At 67.5% G+C, this 23,777-nt stretch carries 21 protein-coding genes and 1 pseudogene; 19 read left to right on the top strand and 3 right to left on the bottom strand.

Features of this window, described 5'->3' with window-relative positions; genetic code table 11:
• Positions 1-279 precede the first annotated feature (279 nt).
• The 4 genes and pseudogenes from C0J29_RS34195 to C0J29_RS30680 all read left to right on the top strand — a co-directional run.
• A pseudogene (locus C0J29_RS34195) lies at positions 280-351 on the top strand (NrdH-redoxin); the annotation flags it as partial.
• A gap of 110 nt (positions 352-461) precedes the next feature.
• A complete protein-coding gene (locus tag C0J29_RS30690) occupies positions 462-1,586 on the top strand; it encodes a tyrosine-type recombinase/integrase (RefSeq protein WP_051404594.1) in 1,125 nt (374 codons plus the stop codon).
• Between the two features lie 239 nt (positions 1,587-1,825).
• The gene (locus C0J29_RS30685; protein WP_162951659.1) at positions 1,826-4,081 is read left to right on the top strand and encodes a tyrosine-type recombinase/integrase; all 2,256 of its coding nucleotides are present in this window, start codon (positions 1,826-1,828) and stop codon (positions 4,079-4,081) included.
• A complete protein-coding gene (locus tag C0J29_RS30680; protein ID WP_023363530.1) occupies positions 4,078-4,656 on the top strand; it encodes a hypothetical protein in 579 nt (192 codons plus the stop codon). Before C0J29_RS30685 ends, C0J29_RS30680 begins: the two co-directional genes overlap by 4 nt.
• 89 nt (positions 4,657-4,745) lie before the next feature.
• Here C0J29_RS30680 and C0J29_RS30675 read toward each other — a convergent pair whose 3' ends face one another.
• A complete protein-coding gene (locus C0J29_RS30675) occupies positions 4,746-5,147 on the bottom strand; it encodes a PAS domain S-box protein (RefSeq protein ID WP_041803533.1) in 402 nt (133 codons plus the stop codon).
• A 269-nt stretch (positions 5,148-5,416) separates the two neighbouring features.
• Here C0J29_RS30675 and C0J29_RS30670 point away from each other — a divergent pair, with 269 nt between their 5' ends.
• From C0J29_RS30670 to C0J29_RS30605, 14 genes are all read left to right on the top strand, one after another.
• Positions 5,417-5,626, top strand: a complete 210-nt coding sequence (locus tag C0J29_RS30670) for a glutaredoxin domain-containing protein (protein WP_120795089.1) — start codon at positions 5,417-5,419, stop codon at positions 5,624-5,626.
• A 28-nt stretch (positions 5,627-5,654) separates the two neighbouring features.
• Positions 5,655-5,951 carry a hypothetical protein gene (locus C0J29_RS30665; protein WP_084023437.1) on the top strand — a complete coding sequence of 99 codons (297 nt, stop codon included), beginning with the start codon at positions 5,655-5,657 and terminating at the stop codon, positions 5,949-5,951.
• A complete protein-coding gene (locus tag C0J29_RS30660; RefSeq protein ID WP_084023436.1) occupies positions 5,948-7,198 on the top strand; it encodes a hypothetical protein in 1,251 nt (416 codons plus the stop codon). Before C0J29_RS30665 ends, C0J29_RS30660 begins: the two co-directional genes overlap by 4 nt.
• The gene (locus C0J29_RS30655) at positions 7,195-7,380 is read left to right on the top strand and encodes a hypothetical protein (protein ID WP_084023435.1); all 186 of its coding nucleotides are present in this window, start codon (positions 7,195-7,197) and stop codon (positions 7,378-7,380) included. The genes C0J29_RS30660 and C0J29_RS30655 overlap by 4 nt, the downstream gene beginning before the upstream one ends.
• Before the next feature lie 6 nt (positions 7,381-7,386).
• Positions 7,387-8,049 (top strand): chymotrypsin family serine protease, encoded by a 663-nt coding sequence (locus C0J29_RS30650; RefSeq protein ID WP_120795088.1) that lies wholly within the window; start codon positions 7,387-7,389, stop codon positions 8,047-8,049.
• Positions 8,050-8,270: 221 nt separating this feature from the next.
• Positions 8,271-9,662 carry an ISNCY family transposase gene (locus tag C0J29_RS30645; RefSeq protein WP_425272101.1) on the top strand — a complete coding sequence of 464 codons (1,392 nt, stop codon included), beginning with the start codon at positions 8,271-8,273 and terminating at the stop codon, positions 9,660-9,662.
• A 675-nt stretch (positions 9,663-10,337) separates the two neighbouring features.
• Positions 10,338-10,679, top strand: a complete 342-nt coding sequence (locus tag C0J29_RS30640) for a hypothetical protein (protein ID WP_084023326.1) — start codon at positions 10,338-10,340, stop codon at positions 10,677-10,679.
• Positions 10,680-10,707: 28 nt separating this feature from the next.
• Positions 10,708-11,052: a hypothetical protein gene (locus C0J29_RS30635; protein ID WP_084023328.1), complete on the top strand. Its 345-nt coding sequence runs from the start codon at positions 10,708-10,710 to the stop codon at positions 11,050-11,052.
• Between the two features lie 321 nt (positions 11,053-11,373).
• On the top strand, positions 11,374-12,402 hold the full coding sequence (locus C0J29_RS30630) for a DUF4192 domain-containing protein (protein WP_236725526.1): 1,029 nt from the start codon (positions 11,374-11,376) through the stop codon (positions 12,400-12,402).
• 329 nt (positions 12,403-12,731) lie between these two features.
• Positions 12,732-13,280 carry a hypothetical protein gene (locus tag C0J29_RS30625; RefSeq protein WP_242460699.1) on the top strand — a complete coding sequence of 183 codons (549 nt, stop codon included), beginning with the start codon at positions 12,732-12,734 and terminating at the stop codon, positions 13,278-13,280.
• A gap of 89 nt (positions 13,281-13,369) precedes the next feature.
• Positions 13,370-13,687, top strand: a complete 318-nt coding sequence (locus C0J29_RS30620) for a hypothetical protein (protein WP_084023013.1) — start codon at positions 13,370-13,372, stop codon at positions 13,685-13,687.
• 420 nt (positions 13,688-14,107) lie between these two features.
• Positions 14,108-15,151, top strand: a complete 1,044-nt coding sequence (locus tag C0J29_RS30615; RefSeq protein WP_084023011.1) for a DUF932 domain-containing protein — start codon at positions 14,108-14,110, stop codon at positions 15,149-15,151.
• 375 nt (positions 15,152-15,526) lie between these two features.
• A complete protein-coding gene (locus C0J29_RS30610; RefSeq protein ID WP_084023544.1) occupies positions 15,527-15,868 on the top strand; it encodes a hypothetical protein in 342 nt (113 codons plus the stop codon).
• Positions 15,869-15,896: 28 nt separating this feature from the next.
• Complete coding sequence (locus C0J29_RS30605) at positions 15,897-16,433, top strand: hypothetical protein (protein ID WP_084023545.1); 537 nt, start codon at positions 15,897-15,899, stop codon at positions 16,431-16,433.
• A gap of 87 nt (positions 16,434-16,520) precedes the next feature.
• On the opposite strand, the gene C0J29_RS30600 is transcribed toward C0J29_RS30605, so the two are convergent.
• Both C0J29_RS30600 and C0J29_RS30595 read right to left on the bottom strand, forming a co-directional pair.
• Positions 16,521-17,045, bottom strand: a complete 525-nt coding sequence (locus C0J29_RS30600; protein WP_065045560.1) for a hypothetical protein — start codon at positions 17,043-17,045, stop codon at positions 16,521-16,523.
• An 85-nt stretch (positions 17,046-17,130) separates the two neighbouring features.
• Positions 17,131-17,661 carry a hypothetical protein gene (locus C0J29_RS30595; RefSeq protein ID WP_084023546.1) on the bottom strand — a complete coding sequence of 177 codons (531 nt, stop codon included), beginning with the start codon at positions 17,659-17,661 and terminating at the stop codon, positions 17,131-17,133.
• Between the two features lie 245 nt (positions 17,662-17,906).
• On the opposite strand from C0J29_RS30595, the gene mobF reads away from it, so the two are divergent.
• Complete coding sequence (gene mobF, locus C0J29_RS30590; RefSeq protein ID WP_120795087.1) at positions 17,907-23,750, top strand: MobF family relaxase; 5,844 nt, start codon at positions 17,907-17,909, stop codon at positions 23,748-23,750.
• Positions 23,751-23,777: the final 27 nt, after the last annotated feature.

Below are 23,777 nucleotides of genomic sequence, written 5' to 3'. Positions count from 1 at the left end.
TTCGTCGGGTCACTCCACCCGAGAAACAGGGAGACACCGCCGCGCTGCACGGTGGCCAGACCAGGAGGTTTGTCCCAAGCGAAATGCGCTATCAAACAACTGCACTACCTGCGTCGAGGCCAGTGGTAGAGAGCAGGGATTCCGGCGTCCGATGCGCAAAGAGAATCCGTGACAAAAGATCAACGCATTTGTTTCTCACCGATGTGGCGCCAGCCTAATTGGCGCAGTAATCTTGAATTATCAATAACCCATCCCGCAATTACTTCCAGGGGGCTACCAATGTCTACTCTCACCGTCTACACCAAACCCGCATGCGTGCAATGCACCGCCACATTCCGCGCCCTCGATAAAGTTATCTGCCTGCCAGGCGCTCATCGAGGCACATTCGGTCTTGGCAGTCTGGTATGACACGCCTCAGTGTTATCCGCTATGTCGTAGGTGACGGCATTTACGTTCGGCACATGACTACTTCATTTATCGCTGAACGGGCTGTGTCCGATGCCGGCGGTGCGGCTCGCTATGTGATTGCCTCAGATTCGTACTTGCTGCACCGTGAGGGGTCGGCGTATCTTGCATCGCTGCGAGCTCAGGGCCGTTCCGCTAACACTGAGCGAACCTATGCCGGCCGGGTAGCGTTGTTTCTCTCCTACTGCTCGTCGACCGGAATTGATTGGCGAGCAATCGAATTCATCGAACTCGGGCAGTTCCTGCATTGGTTGGCCGCGACACCGCCTCGGGGTAGTGCACGGTTGCGCTCGGCGCATACGGCCAACCACATCATGACCACGGTGTGTGAGTTCCTGCGGTTCGGGGCAGCCCAGGGATGGGTGTCGGTCGAACTCGTCGAACGACTGGCCACGCCGCGGCATATCCGGTACTTGCCTGGCTACGACCAGGGCGAAAACGCGCAGTTTTCCGTAGTGCAGGTCAAGACATTGCGGTTGCCGGCCACGCTTCCAGAGACCCGCAGCCTGATGCTCGAGCAGGTCGAGCAGCTGATCGAGGCCACGACCAATGCACGTGACCGATTGCTGGTGGCGCTATTAGCGGTGAGCGGTATGCGCATCGGTGAGGCGTTGGGACTGCGCCGCGAGGACTTGCACTTGTTGACGTCCTCGACGGGTCTGGGCTGTTCGATCGGCGGGCCGCACGTTCATGTTCGGCGACGGATGAATGAGAACGGTGCGATCGCCAAAGCGCGTTGTCCGCGCTCAATTCCGATACCGGCCGAGCTGGTCGGGTTGTATGCCGACTACCAGCATGAGCGCGACGACGTCGCGGCTGCAGCGGATTCCGACATGGTGTTTGTCAACATCTACCGGCCGCCGCTAGGTGCCGGGATGCGCTACGGCAACGCCTACGCCCTGTTCGGGCGGCTCTCAAGCCGTGTGGGATTCACCGCGCACCCGCACATGCTGCGCCACACCGCCGCCACGGAGTGGATGCAAAACGGTGCAGCGCGAGACACCGTGCAGCGCCTGCTGGGGCACGTCTCGGCGATGTCGATGGAGCGCTACCTGCACCCAACCGACGCCACCAAACGGCGGGCGGTCGAGCTGGTTGCAGCGAAGTGGGCGATCCGATGATCGCATCGACAGCACAGCAGGTTTCCGTCGAATCTCCTGACCAGCCGTCGCCCGCGGTTGACTGGATGACCTGGTTACGCCGTAACACTGACGTCAGGTGGCGCCCCCGGGAGTGGGATCACTCGATGTGGTTGTTCATCGGCGATCTGAGCCATCCGCAGACCGTTACCAGGCCGTGCAGTGCTTGCGGGATCGCCCTTCGCAGTTCGGGTATGTGCCGGCAGTGCCGGCTGGCGCATATGGCGTCAGGGTTGCCGCTGGAAGCCTTTTCGGCCACCTACGTGCCCCCGGCGCGCAAGCACCGGCCCGGTGAGCGCCGGCCCGGCACGTGCCTGGTATGCCGCGACGGTGTCCGCTGCGCACGGATGCCGCTTGCCAAGGGGCTCTGTGAAGACCACCAGGTTCGCTGGCACGTCTACAAACGCAGCAGGCGCTCGCCCAGCCTCAGGCACTGGGCCACCACGGTCGCCATGCCCCACGATGCGCTGCCGGAGTGTCTGGTCGTGGGCTGCGAGCTGGAATCGTCCTGCACTACAGGGATTTGCACCTTGCACCGTAACCGGTATCGAAGCAGCGGCAGCCGGTCCTCCATCAAGCAGTGGGCCAGCACCCAAACGCCACATCTTGCCGCCAACATGTTCTCCCTCGTCCCCCTTGCTGATCAGATGCGGTGGGAACTTCTCTACGCCCTGCAGCAGCGCGACGCTCGCAATGGACGAATCGACCCGAACGCGATGCGCACTGTGGTTGTCACGCTGGGTCAGACACCAAGCCTGGCAACGATATTCGGAACCACGAAGTTTGAACGGCTGCAGACCCGGCAGGTCCGAAACGCCAACGCCGGTGCTCACCTGTTCGAGTTCGGCCGCACCTTGCACGATGCCTACGAGCAAGTGAGCGGACGAGCTCACACCGATCGGCAGGTTTGGGATCTGGTCACCCTCGGCCTGACCTACGATCCCGCCAGGCATGGCGGCAGCCGCCGACGCAAGGGCGCACTGGACTTCACCCCAATCACCGTGAGCTGGCTCAACGACGTGACCCGTCGATGGGCCCAAGCCGAGATCGGCCGCATCCCCACCTACGTCATCGTCGAAACCATTCGAGCCGCCGCGGCCGCCTCCGCCGGCCTGGCCACGCGACCCGGTGGGGGCGAGGACCTGACCGCGCTGCAGGTGACAGACATGGACGCCGTCGTCGAATCATTTCGCACCTTACGACGCCTCGACGGCGCACCACTGACCGTCCAGACCCGACGGATCCTGTTCAGCCGATTCAGCGACCTACTCGACTACGGCCGCGCCATCGGCCCGCTGCGCGATCTGCCCAGCGGGTTCATCCGCCAACGCCACCACTCCATCACCGATACCGAATCACCGAACGAAGAGCGCGCGCGACAGGGATTACCCGAGCACGTCATCAGGCTGCTCGACGACAACCTCGATGCGCTGGCCCGCGGCAGACTCCACAGCAGCCTGACCGACGAGCAGGTCAGCCGGATGTTCCGCTGCGTCTACGTCCTGCTGCGAGACACCGGCCGCCGGCCCGGAGAAGTCTGCCAACTGCGTGCCGATTGCCTCGTCGAGGGATCCGAGCCCGAACTGCTCTGGGACAACACCAAAGGCAAGAGGATGGGCCGCCGGCTGCCGATCACCCAACAGACCGCCGCGGAAATCCGCGCCTGGCAACAGATCCGTTCCGGCGCCTATATCGCCCTACCAAGCGCCGACTACCTGTTTCCCGCACGCACATCCCACGCGCCGATTCCACACTTACGCACCCAAACCGTCGGTGACGCGCTGCGCAGCTGGGTCAGCTGGATCAACGACAACATCGCCGACCCCACCGGTCAGACACGTCCACTCGAAGGCATATCGGTTTACCCGTACCTGTTTCGGCACAGCTACGCCCAACGTCACGCCGACGCCGGCGTCCCCGTTGACGTTCTACGGGATCTGATGGACCACAAACACATTGCGACCACGATGGGCTACTACGACATCTCCCTGCGCCGCAAACGCGAAGCGGTCGCCACCATCGCGTCCCTGACCGTTGATCGACTCGGCGGCAACAAGCCATCCTCACGACGAGGCTACGAACTGCGGTCAGTGGCAGTGCCCTACGGCAATTGCATCGAGCCGTCCAACGTCAAAGCTGGAGGCCAGGCTTGCCCGATCCGATTCCAATGCTCCGGTTGCGGCTTCTACCGGCCCGACCCGTCCTACATCCCAGCGATCGAGGACCACACCCGAGCACTGAAGGCCAATCGGGAAACCGCACGAGCCATCGAAGCCGCTGACTTCGTCGTCGACAACCTCACCGCCGAAATCGACCAATTCGAGACCGTGATCACCGCCATGCGCGCCCAGCTGGATTCCCTTGACCCCGAACAGCGTCAACGGGTCGATGACGCTTCAGCGACCCTGCGCAAAGCCCGGGCAGCACGAACCAGCCCATCCATCCCCCTAACCGTCGTCGACAGGAGCACCCGATGACCGCACCCCGCACACCCGCCGGCGTCCTCAAAGAAGCCCGCCAACGGGACTCTCACCAAAAACGAGCCCGCGTCTTCGCCGCCGTCGACGAAATCAAACAAACCGAAACGCCCATCACGTTCGCCCTAATCGCACGAGCAGCAAAAGTATCAACCTGGCTGGTCTACGCCGACGGCGTCCGCGAATACATCCAAGCCGGCCGCGACTACCAAGCCGCACAACCGCACAGGCAACAACTGGCCGGCACCCGCGCCAGCGAGGCCAGCCTGCGAACCGACCTCGAACTCATCCGCCAAGACAACCGTGCCCTACGCGGCGAGATCACCCGACTCACCCAAGCCCTACGCGAACAACTCGGCCACCAACTCGACGACCAAAACACCACCCACCTACGCCTGCGAATCGAGGAACTACTACAGGCCAACCAGGAACTTCACAACGCGAACGCCGAACTGGCCGAAAACAACTTCAAGCTGCGCGACCAACTCACCGAGGCACAAGACGACCTCATCGCCGTCAGATCCAGCCTGCGACAAATGATCCGCGACACCACCGACCAAATGGAAACAACATGAACATCCCGCAGACACAAACCCGGCAATCGCACGGGCCAGGCCTGCAAACGAGTCCTCTGGCAGGCGAAGGCCACGACGGATCAGCCCCGTTACTGTCCGTCGTCCCACAACTGGTCGGTGAGGTCGTGAAAGGTCGCCAGGACCACTTCATCGTCGTGGCGCGCCATTGCGGACTTGCTCATGCTCGCCTGCACGATGAACCCGTCGCGATGAACCAGCTCGACAAGTTCATTTGCATACGCGCGCATCACCGTGACTACCGGCTGAATGTTGGGCAGGTTGTAGAAAATGCTGTGGAATTCCAGACCCACAAGCGCGTCTTGCGTGTGACCGAGCATGGTCGCGAACGCCGAGTTGACGAACACGATCATGCCGTCCGGCCCGATGGCAAGCACTGGGATCGGTATCCGCTCAAGTACCACCAGGGCGGGCAGCTCGCGGAGCGTGTCAGCAGGCGATTGGTCAGCCTGCCTGGGACGCCTTCGCTCCACACGCACATCGTTGCTGGGGTCGGCCGATGAGCGACCATCGCTACCCATTCGATTCCCTCCGACCACGAGCACCCCGAGCACCCTTGCCCCTTCGGGCGCGTCGGCAACAGATACGAGGGGCCTACCAGTCAGTAAAGAACATCAGCCATCCAGCGCGAGGGCTTTGTCACAAATTTCTGTCCTCGCGGTCCGTCCGCGCAGCGGCCCACTCACGGCCACATGCCATAGGTGCCTCAACTTCTTCATCCATGCCGCACCACACAAACACAATGATCACAGGGTTTCTTGCCTCCCTATGGCCCGTCAGGGATCAGATAAACAAAGCAGGCGTGCACTACCAGACAATCGACATCACCACCGACGCCGAGGCCCGCGACTACGTGATGGCGCTGGGCTACCTGCAAGCACCCGTGGTGGTCGCCGAGGACACGCACTGGGGGGGCTTCCGCCCGGACCGCATCAAGGCGCTGGCTGCCTAGGCCGCCTTCCATCGAAAGGACAACTGCCATGCACACTTTCGCCGCCCTGGACCACGACCTGCACGACATCGGTGAACTCGACCATCTCGAACGCATCGGTGAAACCCGCGCTCAACTGCTGGCCCACATCGCGGCCGGCATCGAATCCCTGCAAAGCGCGGCCGACACCCTGGATCGGTTGTGCGGCAACACTGTCTACGACGCCGACTTCATCGACGGCCGTGACGGCCGCGACGTCGCCGCGTTCCTGGACGAAACCATCCGCAACGCTCGCGCCACCTACGCCGTCGTGCATGCCGTCATCGACAACGGGGTCCCGCGATGAGCTCCGCACACCACACCTGGCGGCCGCGTGATGCATTCGAGCACGTCTACCAGGCGTTCGAGGCCGCCGGTCACCACATCTGCCCCCGTGGGACCGATGCCTTTATGGCAAGTTGCCCGCTACACACCGACCACAGCCCGTCGCTGTCGGTCACCTGGCGGCCCACCGGGCGCGGCGACCAGGGGGGTGCGGTGCTGATGCACTGCTTTAGCTGCCAGGCCAGCATTGCCGACCTCGCCGCAGCCCTCGGATTGCGAGTAGCCGAGTTGTTCGACGCCCCCGCACCGGCTCCCACCAATCACCCCACGCCGCAGCGGCGCAGCGCCGCTGTGCGACCCGCGCTCGTCTCGGGTCCGCTGCCCGCGCGGATCACCCGAACCGCCGAGCCCGTCGACCACCAGTGGACAACGGTGCGCGTCTACACCTACACCACCGACCGCGGACTGCCCCACCAGCAAGTGCTGCGCCAAGAATGCGGTTGCACCGGCAACCGGCACAAACGATTTCAGCAACGCTACCGCGACGGCCGCCGCTGGGTGTACCGCAAACCCGAAGGATTCACCCCCGTGCTTTACCGCAGTAGCGCGATCGGCACCGCCGCCGCCACCGACCAGTGGATTTGGATCGCCGAAGGCGAGAAAGACGCCGACACCCTCACCGGCGCAGGCCGTCTGGCCACCACCAACGCCCAAGGTGCCGCCAACTTCACCGACGACCTGCTCGCGCACTTCGACGGCCTGAAGGTGGTGATCGCCGCCGACCGGGATCTGGCCGGCTACCGGCGCGCCCTGGACCTGCACACCCGGCTGCGCCGACGCGCCGCGCAGGTTGTCATCGTGCTCGCAGCGCTGCAGGCCGACAAATCCGACATCACCGATCACCTCGCCGCCGGCCTGTGGCAACCGGGCGAACCCTTCGGCGGGCTCACCGTGGTCAGCCTCGACGAACTGCATGCCCTTGCCCTGGCCGCCACCGCCGCCGAAGCCGCCGCCCAATGCGCGACCGCGCTGGCCGAAGCACGCGCCACCGTCGCCCAAGCGCACACCCACCGCCGCTGGCTGGCCGAAGCCGCCCGCCAGCTGCGCGCCGTGCACCACCAACACCAGCAGCTGACCAAGATCGTGCGCCACAAACGTTCAGCAACTGCTGAGACGGCCCTGCGTACCGTCACCGCACTGCGCACCCGCGCCGCCGCCGACTACCGGCGCAGCGTCACCGCCGAGCCCTGCCTGCAGGAGTCCGCATGAATACCGGCATCGACACCCTGGTCACCTCACAAGTCACCACCGCCATCACCGCGGCCGCAGGCCGCACCGGCGGCCCGGCCGCCCACACCGCCCGCGCGTGGATCGACGGCCTGTGGGCACGCGCCCAGCTGCGCTCCGAACGACACCTCCGCCCCCACCGCCCCCACTCCTCGACGAGGTAGCCACCCATGCACATCACCAGCCCAGCCCGCGCGGCCGCGACTGCGCTTGTCCTGGCTGTCCTGGCTGTAGCCGGACCACCACTGGCCTCCGCCGACATACCCACGGTCAGCCCCGGCGACCGCATCGAATACCTCAGTCCCACCGCCGATGTCACCATGTTCTGCACCATCGGCTACGTCTACACCGGCCACGACCTGCACACCTACGCCGTCACCGCCGGGCACTGCCGAGGCAAAACCGCGGGCTACGCCCGCGCCACCCGCACCGGGTTGACCGGAGACTTCACCCGCGCCATCGTCGAGCCGCCCTACCAGGGCGGCCCCGACTACGGCCTGATCGATTTCGGTATCCGATCGCTGCCGCTGGCCTACATCGGCGACACCCCCACCACCAACCGTCACCCCCAACCCGAAAAAGGCCAGCAAGTCTGCCGCACCGGAGTCTCCAGCGGCCAACACTGCGGAGCCATCACCGGCTACGCCGGCAAGAACCAATACCTCACCACCGGCATGCCGGCCAGCATCCCCGGCGACTCCGGCGGCCCCGTCTGGCTCACCACCGCAACCGGATCCGCCGACATCATCGGCATCTGGCTCGGCGAAAAAACCACACCAACGGCCAAGAACACGGCCGCTTCGCCTCCCTGGCCGACGGCCTGCAACTGCTGAACTGATCCGAGGAGTCGACCCGTGCCACCCTCTGCGTTCCCGCCCGCCGACGGCGATGGCGACGTGGGCATTCCCACCACGCGACACCGTCGTGTCGGGGCCGAGTTCATCACCGTAGCTACTTCGACCTGAAAAAGTCAGGGCGTGGCGGTGGCTGAATTGGGCTTTGTTTGACGAGATGATGGCCTCGAACCCTTGGGCTAGAAGGGATCGAGGCCATCGTGCTTAGAACTGTAAATGACCAGTTGTCGTTGTGGGATGCAATCCTGCCGCCGGAGCTGTTGGTGTTACCGAGGGAGTTGGGGCGGGTAGACGCGCTGCTAGATGATCCGGTGTTCTTCGCGCCGTTCACGCCGTACTTCGACACCCGTATCGGTCGTCCGTCGATTCCGATGGAGACCTATCTGCGGATGATGTTCTTGAAGTTCCGCTACCGGCTGGGCTTTGAGGCGTTGTGCCGTGAGGTCGGCGATTCGATTTCCTGGCAACGGTTTTGCCGGATTCCGTTCGGGACGCGTGTGCCGCACCCCACCACGCTGATGAAACTGACCACTCGGTGTGGGGACGCTGCAGTGGCCGGCCTCAATGAGGCCTTGTTGGCCAAGGCCGCCGACGCCAAACTGTTGCGCACTGACAAGGTGCGTGCTGACACCACCGTGGTTGAGGCCGCAGTGGCCTATCCGACCGACTCGGGGCTCCTGGCCAAGGCGGTGACCACGATCGCCCGCACCATCACCCGCATCCACAACGCTGGCGGGGCGGTGCGTACCCATGCCCGTGACCGCAGCCGCTCAGCGGGCCAGCGGGCCCGCTCGATCGCCTCCAAACTGCGGCTTCGCGGTGCGGTGGCCCGTGAGGAAGCTCAAGCCGTGGTCGCGCGGATCACCGGGGAGTTGGCCGGCATCGCCGAATCGGCGATGCGGGAAGCGGCCGCGGTGCGGCGCAATGCCCGCCGGGCTGTGCGCAACGCGACCGGGGTCCGCCGGGCTCGGCTATCTCGAGCGATCAACGACTTGGCCGCGATCATGGATAAGGCCCAACGCGTGGTCACCCAAGCCCGTAGCCGCCTGACCGGGGTGATGCCGGACTCGGCGAGCCGGCTGGTCAGTTTCCACGACCCCGATGCCCGCCCGATCCGCAAAGGACGACTGGGCAAGCCCGTGGAGTTCGGCTACAAAGCCCAGGTCGTCGATAACGCCGATGGAGTCATCCTCGACCACAGCGTCGAGATCGGAAACCCCGCCGATGCCCCGCAGTTGGCTCCAGCGATCGCCCGGATCACTCGCCGCGCCGGCCACGCCCCCAGGGCAGTTACCGCCGATCGCGGCTACGGATACGCCTCGGTCGAAAACGATCTGCACGAGCAAGGAGTCCGCCATGTCGCGATTCCGCGTGCCAGTAAACCGAGTGCCGCTCGCCGCGAGTTCGAACACCGAAAAGCGTTCCGCGCCAAAATCAAATGGCGAACCGGATGCGAAGGACGCATCAACCACCTCAAACGCAGCTACAGCTGGAACCGCACGGAATTGACCACCCTCACCGGAGCCAGGACCTGGTGCGGACACGGGGTGTTCGCCCACAACCTCGTCAAGATCAGCGCCCTGGCCTCATGACAACAAACTCCCGCCAGCACCGAGCACCCGCCGTCACTGCCACCGACGAAGCCGTCGCCATCAACCCTTTTTCAGGTCGAAGTAGCTAGCGAGATCCTGGCATTACGGCGCTGTTCATGCCGGGTGCAGTTCCTCGGAGCGAGGTGCCCCGATGCGGGGAAGCCCTACCTGTACCGCCCGCCAATAGCCACCTGAGCACAGGCGCGGCGCAAACTAATACGGCAATTCGCACACTGCGATGTCGCAACGCGATTGGTGCGCTGGCCACTCGCCGGTGACCACCCAAGTCACCAGTGCCACCGGAACCTGATTCGGCTCCTCGAGCATCAATTGTCGCAACGCGTTCTCGACCATGTGACCACAATACCCGCCGGCGCGAGCCGGCCAGAGGTTTGCTGTCGGAATCCGAAGCCGCTCAACATTTTTGCCTGTCAGCGGGCACCAAGTATGACCGGTGAGGGCCCCGTCGGCGTCAACCCACACCCGGCGGGCTCGCCCGTTCTACGCTCCCGCCGCCCTGACGGGCGGGCTCCCGCTGCGCCCGTGCGGCACCGGCGGCATAGCCGCCTCCTGCTGATCCGCCGGCCTCTGCGGGGTTGACACCGCCACCCCACCGGTCCCCCGAAGCCCGCGCCACCAGGCGCAGATCACCACGACCGCAAAGGAATTCTGACCATGAACACCACCGAGCACACCATCGACCCGTGGACCAGCACCGACCACGACCCGCACCAGCCGCCAGCTGTGGGCAGCGACGCCGATGCCGAAAACATCTACGCCGACTGGGATCTGGAAATCGAACACCACCGCACCCAACTCGTCAACAGCCTCAACACCGCCCTGAGCGCACTCACCGGAGCCCACACAGCGGTCAGCGCCCTGCTCAGCGACCAGGTCTACGACGTCGAGTTCACCGAAGCCACCACCGGCGAAGACGTGGCCGCCTTCATCACCGAAAGCCTCCGGCTCAGCCGTGCCGCCTACGCCCTGACCCAACACATCACCGACCGGTCCTGACCCCGGCCGCACTTCGAAAGGACGAAGAATGAGCGAATTCTGGGAACAATGGGCCGCGACCACCGCCGCGCCGATCCAGCGCCTCAAACGCCGCGCCACCGTGGCCTTCCGCGAAGAACGCCACCTCGGCCTGGTCACCCGGCGCCGCTGGATCACCTTCCCCGACGAAATCAACGGCGCCCCCGTCATCGTCGAAATGCCCGAGAACGCACCGACAAAAACGTGCGACCAGGGCCGCCACGATCAGTGCGCGCATCGCCTCGGCGGCCCGCACGAAGGCGGCATCCTGCTCAAGCTGTCCCTGCCGGGTTTCTGCTGGCGCTGCGGCTGCCCCTGCCACAACGACCCACACCGCGCCGGGCGCCTGTTCTAACACCGGGCCCGGCCAGCTCCCCACCACACCGGGGGTTGTCCGGGCCCCTTTTTGTTCCGGCCAACAACCCGGCCAGGTCTGCCGCCGGGCTGCGCTGCCGCCCGCCCGTGACGTTGCGTAATCCGTAGCCGCTCAACTCTATTGCCGTCAGCTTGGGGCGCAGCCTAATCGGCCGGGGGCCCGACCTGTCAACCCACGCCCGGTGGTGGCGCCGGCGGCGGAGGACATTTTGCGGCCCCACCTGCTCGCTGCGCTCGCGGGCCGAAAATCCGCCGGCCCCACCACCGGACTCTTCGGGGTTGACCGCCCACCCTCACCCGATTGACCCGACCCCTAGCGCTGACCGGCGCAGCCAATCACCTTCACCGAACGGAGAACACCATGGAGAACTTCAACGCACTGCGCACCACCGCCGACATCGTCGCCGCCGCACCCGGCCTGCTCGGATTCGTTCCCACCAACAGCATCGTGGTCTACCTGCTGCACCAGCATCCCGCCACCGGTCTTGGGGTGCGCTGCGCGGCCCGCTTCGACATCACCAACAGCACCGAGCAAGCCACCAACTTACCCGCCACCTGCAACCTGCGTGCCGGGAACTTCGCCGCCGCGATCATCCTCGCGGTCTGCGACCAACCCCACGACACCCACGCCCACCACCTACTGGAAGCCACCCGAGACGCGCTGCGCGCCATCAACATCGAGGTGTTGCGCTGCCTGTACACCCGCGACGTCACCGAGGCTGGCCAGTGGCTCGACATCGACACCGGCCAGTACGGACCCACCTACCCCTACACCGACGCCGTGCTCACCGCCCAGCTCGTCCACCGCGGCCACACCATCCGCGCCAACCGCAGCGACATCGAGGACGAATTCAGTCCACTGCCCCCCGCGCCGCCCGCCACAGTCGGCGACCACGCCCGCCTCGTCGCAGCGACCGTCGAGGAGATCACCGCCGCCCTGGCCGGTGGGCCCATCACGAATCCAACCTTGGCTACCCGCGCGGGCATCCTGATCACCGCACACCCCGCCCTGCGCGACGCGATGATCGGGCTGGCCGTCGACACCCCCGAATACGCCGCGGACCTGTGGACCCACATCGCCCGCCGACTGCGCGGAGCACCCCGCGCCGAAGCCCTCACCGTGGCAGCAGCCTGCCTGTGCCTGAACGGGGACACCGTGCGCGCCGGCATCGCCCTCGACGCCGCGTTGGACGAAGCCCACACCAGCCACACACCCGAGCCGCACCTGGCCGGTCTGCTCTCGGCCGCACTGCGTGCCGGGCTCTCACCGGAAAAGATCAGCCAAGCGCTCATCGCCGCCACCGAACCCCGCACCCCCGACACCGACTGATCACCACCAAGCCTGGACCGGCCAACTCCCACCGCACGGGGGTTGGCCGGTCCCCTGTTTTCTTCCGGCCCCACCCCCGGCCAGCCGCCGGAGGAAACCCCTGCCGCTGCCGCCCGTGGCGTCGCGTAATCCGCAGCCCCTCACCTTTTTGCCGTCAGCAAGGGGGCGCAGCCTAATCGGCCGGGGGCCCGACCTGTCAACCCACGCCCGGTGGTGGCGCCGGCGGCGGAGGACATTTCCGGCCCTACCAGCTCGCTGCCGCTCGCGGGCCGAAAATCCGCCGGCACCACCACCGGACTCTTCGGGGTTGACAGCCCACCCTCGACCGATTGACCGCACCCCTAGCGCTGACCGGCGCAGCCAATCACGTTGAGCGAACGGAGAACACGACCATGGAGATCTCAGAATTCGAGCACGCCTTCAACCTGTGCGACGAGGCCGCGGGCCGCATCGCCGAGCAGGCCTACGGAATCACCCGCATCGCCGCGCACAACCACGGTGACATCGCACTGACTACCGTGCACGAACGCACCGCGACCGGTGGGCACCGCCTGATCCTGCTGGCCACCGACGCCCACGGCCAGCTCGCCGCCGTCGAAGCCACCACACCGGACCTGCACACCCGCCCGGTGACCCGGATCCTCAAAGTCCGCGCCGGCGACCTCACCTTCCACGCCCTGCCCAAGAACAAGTGGGCCTGGTCGGCGGCCGCCGCTGGCCACACCTACCGCCTGGCCGCCGCTACCGGCGACGAACTCGACGACGCCGACGACCCGCTGTGGACCACCACCATCGACGACCACCGCCCGACCGACTACGACGCCCTCGACGACGCGATCGAGCACCTGGTCGACCACCACCGCCGCCGCGCCGCCTAAGAGCACCCACCGACGACCCCACAGCCCGGCCCGCCAGCCCCTCGGCGGGCCGGGTTTCCCATACCCCAACCGCTTCAAGGAGATCTCTCATGCCCGACATCGACTACGGACTGGCCCTCGACTTCGTCGACCCGGCCGACAACATCACCCGCCAGCTGCGGTTCCAACTCAACTGGGCATCCCCCGGTGACCCGCGCCTGTTCGACGGAACCGGCCAACTCGTTGCCGTCATCGACGACACCCGCCGCCCCGACCACGGCCGCACCCAAGCGCTCACCCGCCCCCGCGTCGCACACACCGACGTCGACGCCGCCCTGCGCGGTTGGCAGACCTGGGCCATGCTCAACGACACCATCGCCGACCTGGCCGCCATCCGGCGTGCCCTGGTCGCCGCAGGCCTGACCTGAACCCGATCTACCCGCGGCCCGGCCAGCACCCTTCACACTCGGGGGTTGGCCGGGCCCCCCTTTTTCTTCCGGCCCCACCCCCGGCCAGCCGCCGTAGGAAGTCCCTGTCGCTGCCGCCCGTGGCGTCGCGGAATCCGTAGTCCCTCAACTTTTTTGCCTGTCAGCAGGGCGCGAATGGTAACCGGGTGGGGGCCCGTCCGCTCAACCCACGCCCACGGTCGGGCATCGCCGTCCCGAGTGACCGTTTTCGGCCCTATGCCAGCCCGCCCGGTGGCGCTGCGCGCCGGGCGGGCGCGGGCCGAAAACCCGGCGAGCACCCGCCGTGGACTCTTCGGGGTTGACCGTCCACCCCCACCCGCTTGCAAGCACCCCTGCGCCGACCGGCGCACCACGACACCGTTTCCCGAAAGGAACACCCTCATGGCACACGAACTCGACATCACCGGCGGCATCGCATCCTTCGCCAACTCACGCAGCGACCACTGGCACCGGCTGGGCCAAACCGTCGGCCACACTATGACCGCACGCGAAGCCCTCGACGCCGCCCACCTGGCCGGCTGGAACGTCCGCAAGATGGCCTTGCAGGTGCCCCAGGAGCCCGTCATCGACGAAAGCGGCGTCACCGCACCCGAACCCCTGGCGGTGCCCGATTTCTACGCCACCGTGCGCACCAACCCCATCAACGGGCGCCTGGATGTCCTCGGCGTGGTGGGCAGCAAGTACGAGCCCGTCCAAAACGAGGCGTCGTGTGATTTGCTCGACGCCCTCGTCGACGAAAGCGGGGCGCACTTCGAGACCGCCGGAGCGTTGCGCGGCGGGCGGGAAACCTTCGTCACCATGAAGCTGCCCGAGGCGATCGTGTTCGACGGCCGCGACGGCACCCAAGACCGCACCGAGCTCTATCTGGCGGCGTTGAATTCCCACGACGGGTCCTCGAAGTTCACCTTCCTCATCACCCCGATCCGGATCGTGTGCGCCAACACCCAATCGGCGGCGTTGCGGGATGCCAAGGCCAGCTGGGGAATCCGGCACACCGGAGGGGCCCGGGCGGCCATCTTGGAGGCCCGTAAGGCGCTGAAACTGACCTGGCGCTACGCCCAGGCGTTCGAGGCTGAAGCGGCAGCGCTGTATGCCCGCGAGATGGACACCGATCAGGTCCGCGACTTCGCTCACCAGTTGTTCGAGGTCGACGCCGCCAGCAGCACCGCGACCCGCCGGCACCGCCGCGAACGGGCGGGCGGCATCGTGAAGCTGTGGACGTTCTCGCCGACCCTCACCCCGATCGCCGGAACCCGGTGGGCGGCCTACAACGCCGTCACCGAATACCTCGATCATCACGTCCCGGTCCGAGGTGCCCGCACCAGCAGTGACGCGGCCACCGCCCGCGCGCTGCGCAACATCGCCAGCGCCGCCAGCACCAGTTCGCTCAAAGCCCAAGGCTTCCGGATGCTGCAGACGCTCTAACCCGACCCGCCCGGGCCCGGCCAGCTCCCCACACACCGGGGTTGGCCGGGCCCCCCTTTTCTTCCGGCCTCACCGCCGCGCCTGACGGCGCGCGGGCGGGCCGCCTCAGCGGCGGCCACCTGCGTAGCCACTCACCTTGATTTGCCGCTCGACGGGGCGCACACGCTAACCGGGCGGGGGCCCGAGCTGTCCACCCACGCCCGCCGGTGGCGCCGGCGGCGGAGGACATTTGCCGCCCTACCAACTCGCTGCGCTCGCGGGCGACAAATCCGCCGGCTCCACCACCGGACTCTTCGGGGTTGACAGCTCACCCTCACCCGCTTGCCCACACCCCGTGCCGGCCGGCACACAACCTTCCACGAAAGGACTCTTCCCTTGACCACTCTGCGGACCACCGTCTACCTCAACCACGCCCACGCCCGCTTCTTCGGATTCAACGAGACCACCGCCCGACTGCGCATGGCCGAAAGCTTCGACCTCGAGCTCCCCGAGCACCTCACCGGATCCGCCGTCGTCGACGCCGCCCTTAACGTGGTCTTCGAACAGCTCAACATTGACGACCCCGAACACATCTGGGCGCTGCGCTACCGCCTGGCCGGGAACCGCAGCCTGTCCGTGGGCGACGTCGTCGTTACCGGCGAAACCGCTTGGGTAGTCGCCCCAATCGGATGGAAGCCGATCTCCGCCACCACCCTGTCCGCCGGCATCGTCCGCTGAACCCCCGACACCGAAAGGAGCCGAACTCATGGGCGAGTACTTCACCCCGACCTTTCTCAACACCGCCGGACACATCGTCTGCGCGCTGGACCCCGCCGACTACGGTTCGGGCCTCAAACTGGCCGGGCACACCCGCGCCGACGCCCCGCTGATGTCTGCGGTGCTCACGCTGCTGGCTCTCGACGGCGGCCTGCGCCTGGTCTGGGCCGGTGACTACGCCCACCCCGATCCCGGGCACCAGGCCGCGCTGTACTTCCTCGTCGAGGACCGCCATTTCGTGCGGTTCGACAGACTCGTGGCCGACGGCGTAGCACCGAACAGACCACTCGGCGAGGCAACCGTGTCGACCGGCAGAGGCTATCTGTGCAACCTCGACAAGCGCGAATACCTCGCCCACACCGATCTGGTCGCCGACCACACCGGGTGGCGGCGCACACCGCTGCCTTCGCTGACCGTGGAATCCGAACGCACCACACCCAATTCGCAGAACTTCGGGGCCTGGGCGCGCGACCGCCTCCACTACCGCCTCAGCCACCCCGGACCCGGGTGGAACCTGCACTGGTAACGTGCGGTCCCCGGGGGTGCCCGACCACGGACCCACCCGACGGGATTGTGGTCGGGCACCCCCCTTGATGCACCGTCCAGCGCTGGTTCACCACAACGTGGGATCTCCTGACCCCAGCAACGCCGCAGCCACCGCCTCGCCGTCCCACCCGTGGCGCACCGCTTCGCGTAACGCCACCGCCCGCTCGCGGCGCGCCCGAAGACCGTTGTCGCCCTGCCGGATCGGCACGCGCCCGCCGCCCCGGCCCGCCCGCGCCATCATCACCATGTTGTCGCGCTGGCTGCCGCCCACGATGTGCAGCAACCCAACCTCGCCGGGCAGGCTTACCCGCACACACGCCGGGTTGTCGCAGCCGTGCAGAGCGCGCACCCACGGTGCCAACGGTTCGCCTTCCAATGCGGCCGCCAGCGCATACCGGTTCGGGCGCACCATGATCCGGTCCGACCCGCGCCCGACCCAGAACCTGCCGTAGCCGTCGGTTCCCACCGCGCCGGTCCAGATCGCGCAATCCTCCGCTCCGGGGCCGCGCACCACGTGGGCGGCAAAGCGCGCCAACTCCTCGGCATGCGCGACCGGATCAACGACCAGTTGTAGCGGTTGCGAACGTCCCATGACCCCACTGCGTTTCGATGCCTGCGAGCGGCCCGGTTGCCGCACCCGCACCCATCCTCGCCGCGTACACCGACATCGGACCTTCTCAGGCCGTCGCCGATGACGGCGCCAGCGCCTTCACAGCGGCCCCGCTTCGGATCGCGTCTGCCGCCGCCCCGTTCGCCTCGACGGCACCGCCGGCAGGGTCAGCGGCTGGTTGTGCCGCCGCGTCGTCAGCGGCCGGCGGCTGCGCCGCCGTTGCCGACTCGTCCGCGGCCGGCGGCGTGGCATTCTGCGCGGCAGCCTCGGCTTCCCGAATCAGTTCGCGGGCTTGCTTTTCGGAGAGCTTGGCCATCCGCGCGATCTCACGCAGGGGCTCCCCCCGATCGCGCATCGCCGCCAGCGCCTGCCCGCACACCACGCGCTGCGCGCCGCGGCGGCGCTCGGCGTCCTCGCGCAACACCTGCTGACGCGCCGCAAGCCACCCGTCGACGGCCTCGACGCGCTCGCGGGCCGAGAAATACCGTCCCAGATCCTCGACGTTGGCCCGGGTGCGGCGCACCACGTCGTCCTGGGCGGCGCTGGCGGCCTCGCGCGCGGCGCGGCGGGCCTGCTTGCTGATCACTGTGTTCGCCATGGATCACACGCTAAGCCCCACCAACCCCCCAGCGCCGCAACGCAAGCCAAAAATCTTTCCGACCGCACCCATCACCGGGCTTCGCACCCGATCGCTCACCGCCGCCCCGAACGGCACTTAGGGTGCCCTAACTTTTCCCTACGGCCGAACATCACACCTCTTGCACTCAGGGTCACGGTTTTATAACGGCCCAGGCCTAAGGGGTAGGCCCCCCATAGTTTTCGGGCTGAGGTGATGACGCGGTGATGGGCTTGCACAAGTTGACCGCCGGAGACGGGTACATGTACCTGATCCGCCAGGTCGCGGCCTCGGATGCCACCGATCGGGGCAGGCCGAGCCTGGCCGATTACTACAGCGCCAAAGGTGAAACCCCGGGTGTGTGGATGGGCCGCGGCCTGGCGGCGCTGGGCAAGCCGGTCTCGCGTGACGCCTCCGATCCCCTGGTCGCCCGGTATTGGGGAGTGGAGCACGGCTCACAGGTCAGCGAGGACCAGATGAAGGCGTTGTTCGGGGAAGGCTTGCACCCCAACGCCGATCAGATCACCCGCCATCTGACCGGGCTCGGGGTAGGAAAGGCGGGCGCGCTGGCGGCGACACGGCTGGGTCGCCCATTCCCGATCAGCAGCAAGGACAACCGGTTCAGCATCCGTGTGCGGCAGGCCTACCGCGACTACAACATCGCCGCCGCTGCCGACCCGAAAGCCGGCCTGGACCCGGAGCTCCGCGCCCGCATCCGCACCGCGGTAGGGAAGGAACTATTCGCTGAAACCTACAGTCGGCCACCAGCTGACGACCGCGAACTGTCGGGATTCATCGCCCGCCAGTCGCGGCCCGCGACCACCGCCGTGGCCGGCTACGACCTCACCTTCACCCCGGTCAAATCGGTGTCAGCGTTATGGGCGGTAGCCCCGGCGCCGATCGCACGCACCCTCGAGGACTGCCACCACCAAGCGGTCGCCGAAACCCTGGCCTTCCTGGAAGACAATGCGGCGTTCTCGCGCATGGGAGCCCACGGTGTCGCCCAGGTCAACACCACCGGATTGATCGCAGCGGCATTCGATCACCGCGACTCCCGCGCCGGGGACCCCAACCTGCACACCCACCTCGTCATCAGCAACAAAGTGCAAGTCATCGGCGCCGACGCAGTACCCCGCTGGCTGGCCCTGGACGGCACCCCGCTGCACCACGCCACGGTGGCCGCCTCCGAGTTCTACAACACCCGCATCGAGTCCCTACTTATCGACAAACTGGGCGTCCGGTTTGCGGCCAGAGCGGCCACACGCGGCAAGCGCCCGGTGCGTGAAATCGACGGAATCCCCGAGGAACTCCTCGATGCGTACTCCTCGCGCAGCACCGCGATCGACCACCGAGTCGGGCAGCTGGCCAAACGATTCCACACCGCCCACGGCCGCGAACCGACCGCCGTGGAGATGCTCGCACTGTCCCAGCAGGCAACCCTGGAAACCCGGCAAGCCAAACACGAACCGCGCTCACGAGGCGAGCAACGCCACACCTGGCGCGGCCAAGCGATCGGCGTCCTCGGTGGCCAGCGCGCCGTGACCGACATGATCGCCGACGTCACCAGCCGCGACCCGCCGGTGCGGGCCCAGATCACCACGCAATGGATCAGCACCCAAGCCGCCCAGGTCATCGACAACGTCGCCCAAACCCGCGCCACGTGGACGGTCAACCACGTCCGCGCCGAAGCCCAACGCCAACTGCGCTACGCGCACCACCCTGGCGGTCCCGAACTGGTCAACCGCATCGTGGCCACCGCCGTGGGCGAGCACAGTATCGCGCTGACCAGCCACGTCGACACCGAGAAAAACGAGCCCGCCGTCCTGCGCCGCATCGACGGTGCCAGCGTCTACACCCGCCACGACTCCACCGTCTACACCAGCACCGACGTCATGGCCGCCGAGCGGCGCATCCTGGCCGCCGCCACGCTGCGCGACGGCCGCACCGTCGACGACGACAGCATCGGGCTGGCGCTGCTGGAGGCCCACGCCAACACCGGTCTGGCGCTCAACGACGGACAAACCGCACTGGTCAAGGAGATGGCCACCTCCGGTGCCCGCGTGCAGCTCGCACTGGCCCCCGCGGGCAGCGGCAAGACCACCGCCATGGCCGCCCTGGCAGCGGCCTGGCGCAACAGCGGCGGCACCGTGATCGGGCTGGCCCCCACCGCCGGGGCGGCCGAAGTCTTGGCCGAAGACCTCGGCGCAGCCACCGACACCATCGCCAAACTCGTCCAGCTCACCGGCACCCGCAGCGAACCGCACGGCCCCGACGACGACCCCGCCCGACAATGGTTCGACACCATCAGCGCAGACACCCTGCTCGTCGTCGACGAAGCCGGCATGGCCTCCACCTTCGACCTGGACACCGCCATCTCCCACGCACTGGCACGCGGTGCCAGCGTGCGCCTGGTCGGTGACGACCAGCAACTGGCATCCATCTCCGCCGGCGGCATCCTGCGCGACCTCGCCGACCGCCACAACGCGGTCACCCTGAACACCGTCGTGCGCTTCACCCACCCCGAAACCGGCAACGCCGAAGCCGCCGCCAGCCTGGCCATCCGCGCCGGAGACCCCGCCGGTATCGGCTTCTACATCGACCACCACCGCGTCCATGTCGGAGCCGACGACACCGCCGCCGACCTGGCTTATGCGGCGTGGGCAGCCGACCGCGCCGCAGGCCGCGACTCCATCCTGTTGGCCCCCACTCACGAGATCGTCGCCCAACTCAACGAACGCGCCCGGCTGGACCGACTCGCCGGCACCCACGACACCACCTCAGCGGCCACCGTGACCCTGGCCGACGGGCTGACCGCTTCGGCCGGCGACTGCATCGCCACCCGCAAAAACGCCCGCTACCTCGTCACCGACAGCAACGGCAGCTGGGTCAAAAACGGCCACCGCTGGACCATCCGCACCGTCCACGACGACGGCTCGCTGACCGTGGTGCCGCTGCGCGGACACGCCACACCGGTGCGCCTGCCCGCCCGCTACGTGCGCACCTACACCACCCTCGGATACGCCAGCACCATCAACGCCGCCCAAGGCATGACCGCCGGCGGCCGCGACATCGAAGGCACCTGTCACACCGTCATCAACGACCGGCTCTCCCGCCAACTGCTCTACGTCGCACTGACCCGCGGGCGCACCGAAAACCACCTGTACGGCTCCACCTCGGAAGCCGACCCGCACCGCATCCTCGCGCCCAAAGCCACCTACCCGCCGACCGCCGTCGACGTCCTGTCCACCATCCTTGGCCGTGACGGCGCGCAACGATCGGCCCACAGCGCCGCCGCCGCCGACGCCGACCCCTTCACCCGACTGCACCGCGCCGCCGCCGTGTACACCGACGCACTCACCGCAGCCGCCGAACAACACGCCGGACCCACCATCATGTCCAGCATCGACACCGCCGCCACCGCCGTGCGCGGCGACCTCACCGACGCCCAAGCCTGGCCCGGGCTACGCCGCAATCTGGCCCTGCTCGCCATCGACGGCCACGACCCCGTCGCCGCCCTGCACCAGGCCGCAGCCACACCCCTAGGCGACCCGCACGACCCCGCCGCAGTCCTGGAATGGCGCCTGCCCACCCCACCGGGAACCGCCGCCGAACGAGTCGGGCCCCTGCGCTGGCTGCCCGCCGTCCCCGACGCACTCACCACCCACCCCACCTGGGGCCCCTACCTCACCGCACGCGCCAAACTCGTCGCCGACCTCGCCAACCAGATCCGCGACACCGCCCGCCACTGGACACCCGACACCGCACCCACCTGGGCCCGCCCACTGCTGAACCACCGGGCCCCACTCATGGCCGAAATCGCCGTCTTCCGCGCCGCCCACGACGTCGACACCGCCGACACCCGCATCACCGGACCCGAACAACACCCCAACCGCTCCGCCGCCGTCCAACACCTCATCCACACCCGCCTGGACGCCAGCCTCACCCGCGCCGAGGACACCGCCGGCCGCTGGCGCCAACTCGCCGACCGCACCAACCCGCACCTGGCCCGCGACCCCTTCTGGCCCCGGTTAGCCACCCACCTCGACGAAGCCGCACGCGCCGGCGCTGACATCCCCACCCTGCTGCACAACGCCATCGACGCCGGTGGCCCACTGCCCGACGAAATGCCCGCCGCCGCCCTCTGGTGGCGCCTCGCTGGCACCCTCGCACCGCCCTCCTTGGAGCGCCCCGACACCAAACTGCGGCCCGCCTGGACCGACGAGCTCCACCACCTACTAGGCACCCGAATCGCCGAAGCCGTCCTCACCGACCCGGCCTGGCCCGCGCTCGTCGCCGCCGTCACCGCTTCGGACTGGGCACCCGCGGACCTACTTGCCGCCGCCACCGAACACCTGCACGACATCGCCGCCACCACACCCCTGCGCCCCGACGAATACGCCCGCCTACTCACCTACCGCATCGAGTTGCTCACCCACCGCGCCGCCACCATCGACCCCGACATCCCGCACCCCGCAGAAGACCTCCACCCACCCCCACCCGGCGAACAACTCGACCTGTTCACCCCCGCGGTCCCGCACCCCGCCGACACCCTCGACGAACCACCCCCAGACCCCTACGACTACCCCTACGGCTTCGCCGAAGACGACCTCGCCGGCCTCGACGTCAACGACCTGCCCACCCAGCGGCCCCCCACCACCGCGCGCGTCGACGACATCGACATCCCCGCCCTACGCGCCCGCCGCCACGCCGCCCACCAACACGCCCAAGCTCTCGCCCAAGACATCCTGCGCGGCGGCGGACCTGCCGAACGCGGCGCTGCTGACGAACTCGCCGAACTGCGGCGCCTCCAACACCACCAGCGGCCCCACCAACACGCCCTCGCCCACGCCCACAAACTCTGGGTCCACGCCGAAGACACCGCAGAACTGCACCACCAACTGCTCAGCCAGCTCGACGCCGCCATCACCGCCGCACACCAACGCGGCGACACCGCAGCCGCACACCGCTACCAACAACACCACCACGACATCACCCACCAAACCCCCCGCATCACCACCGCAGTCGACACAGCGCGCCAACGCCTCGACACCGCCCGTAGCGCACTGCTCGGCACCGCCGGCGGCGCCGAGGGCATCGTCACCGACCGCCACATCCACACCCTGCGCACCCAAGCCCTCCACGCCGACACCCAAGCCCTCACCGCGGCCCGCCGGCACGCCCGCGACCTCGACAACCAACTCGCCCGCGCCGAAAACATCGCCGCCCGCTCCTTCGCCGACAACCCCGCCCACACCTACGATCTGGCCGCCGAACTGCCCCAACTACGCGACGAAATCGACTACCTCACCACCGCCAGCGCCGCCAGCCCCGCCGCCCTCTACCACCCACCGGCCACCGCGCTCGCCGGCCTCGACGAACCCCACCGCCACACCGTCACCGCGCTGACCAGCAGCATCCACACCGTCCAACCGCTCCACATCCACCCCGGCGCCGACAAAGCCGGCCTGCTCGGCGCACTCGCCGCCACCGCACACCACCACAACCACCGCGTCCTGGCCCTACCCGCCAGCCCCACCGCCCTCGACCACGCCACCACCCACCGCTACGCCGACACCGCCGCCGCCCCCGAACAGGCCCAAGCCCACATCGAAAACCAACGCTGGAAACTCCCACCCGGAACCCTGCTCATCGTCGACGACGCCGACCACCTACCCCCCGACCAACTACGCCGGCTCACCCACACCGCGGCCACGGCCAACACCAAACTCATCCTCATCACCACCCCCGAGAACCACCGCCAACCCACGCACACCCTGCTCGACGTCCTGGCTGACAACCTGCCCCACACCCAACACATCGGCACCCCCACAGCCCCCACCCAGCCCCGCACTGCCATCGCCCGCGCCGAACACCACCTCGCCACAACCAATAATTCCTCCGGCGCGCGCACCCAAGCCGCCGAACTACTCACTCGTCGAAACGAACTCCTCGAACACCTTCGCGACGTCGACTCCACCCAAGTCCAACTCGACGCGATCACCCGACGCCAGCAAAGTCGCGACCGCGACAACGCCCTGACGCCAGTGTCGCTGGTCACAACGGTCCCATAGCTGCCTTAACATTGCACAATGGGGGAC

This window comes from Mycobacterium paragordonae (assembly GCF_003614435.1).
In the GTDB taxonomy this organism is placed as follows: Bacteria; Actinomycetota; Actinomycetes; order Mycobacteriales; family Mycobacteriaceae; genus Mycobacterium; species Mycobacterium paragordonae.
Note: the sequence above shows the minus strand (reverse complement) of the source record. Positions and strands in the feature narration are given on the sequence as shown.

Coding starts and splice junctions, on each gene's coding strand:
- C0J29_RS30670 (WP_120795089.1), top strand. CDS start 5,417: ATGATCACAGGGTTTCTTGCCTCCCTATGGCCCGTCAGGGATCAGATA.
- C0J29_RS30680 (WP_023363530.1), top strand. CDS start 4,078: ATGACCGCACCCCGCACACCCGCCGGCGTCCTCAAAGAAGCCCGCCAA.
- C0J29_RS30690 (WP_051404594.1), top strand. CDS start 462: ATGACTACTTCATTTATCGCTGAACGGGCTGTGTCCGATGCCGGCGGT.
- C0J29_RS30600 (WP_065045560.1), bottom strand. CDS start 17,045: ATGGGACGTTCGCAACCGCTACAACTGGTCGTTGATCCGGTCGCGCAT.
- C0J29_RS30655 (WP_084023435.1), top strand. CDS start 7,195: ATGAATACCGGCATCGACACCCTGGTCACCTCACAAGTCACCACCGCC.
- C0J29_RS30620 (WP_084023013.1), top strand. CDS start 13,370: ATGCCCGACATCGACTACGGACTGGCCCTCGACTTCGTCGACCCGGCC.
- C0J29_RS30685 (WP_162951659.1), top strand. CDS start 1,826: ATGGCGTCAGGGTTGCCGCTGGAAGCCTTTTCGGCCACCTACGTGCCC.
- C0J29_RS30665 (WP_084023437.1), top strand. CDS start 5,655: ATGCACACTTTCGCCGCCCTGGACCACGACCTGCACGACATCGGTGAA.
- C0J29_RS30595 (WP_084023546.1), bottom strand. CDS start 17,661: ATGGCGAACACAGTGATCAGCAAGCAGGCCCGCCGCGCCGCGCGCGAG.
- C0J29_RS30640 (WP_084023326.1), top strand. CDS start 10,338: ATGAACACCACCGAGCACACCATCGACCCGTGGACCAGCACCGACCAC.
- C0J29_RS30615 (WP_084023011.1), top strand. CDS start 14,108: ATGGCACACGAACTCGACATCACCGGCGGCATCGCATCCTTCGCCAAC.
- C0J29_RS30660 (WP_084023436.1), top strand. CDS start 5,948: ATGAGCTCCGCACACCACACCTGGCGGCCGCGTGATGCATTCGAGCAC.
- C0J29_RS30650 (WP_120795088.1), top strand. CDS start 7,387: ATGCACATCACCAGCCCAGCCCGCGCGGCCGCGACTGCGCTTGTCCTG.
- mobF (WP_120795087.1), top strand. CDS start 17,907: ATGGGCTTGCACAAGTTGACCGCCGGAGACGGGTACATGTACCTGATC.
- C0J29_RS30635 (WP_084023328.1), top strand. CDS start 10,708: ATGAGCGAATTCTGGGAACAATGGGCCGCGACCACCGCCGCGCCGATC.
- C0J29_RS30605 (WP_084023545.1), top strand. CDS start 15,897: ATGGGCGAGTACTTCACCCCGACCTTTCTCAACACCGCCGGACACATC.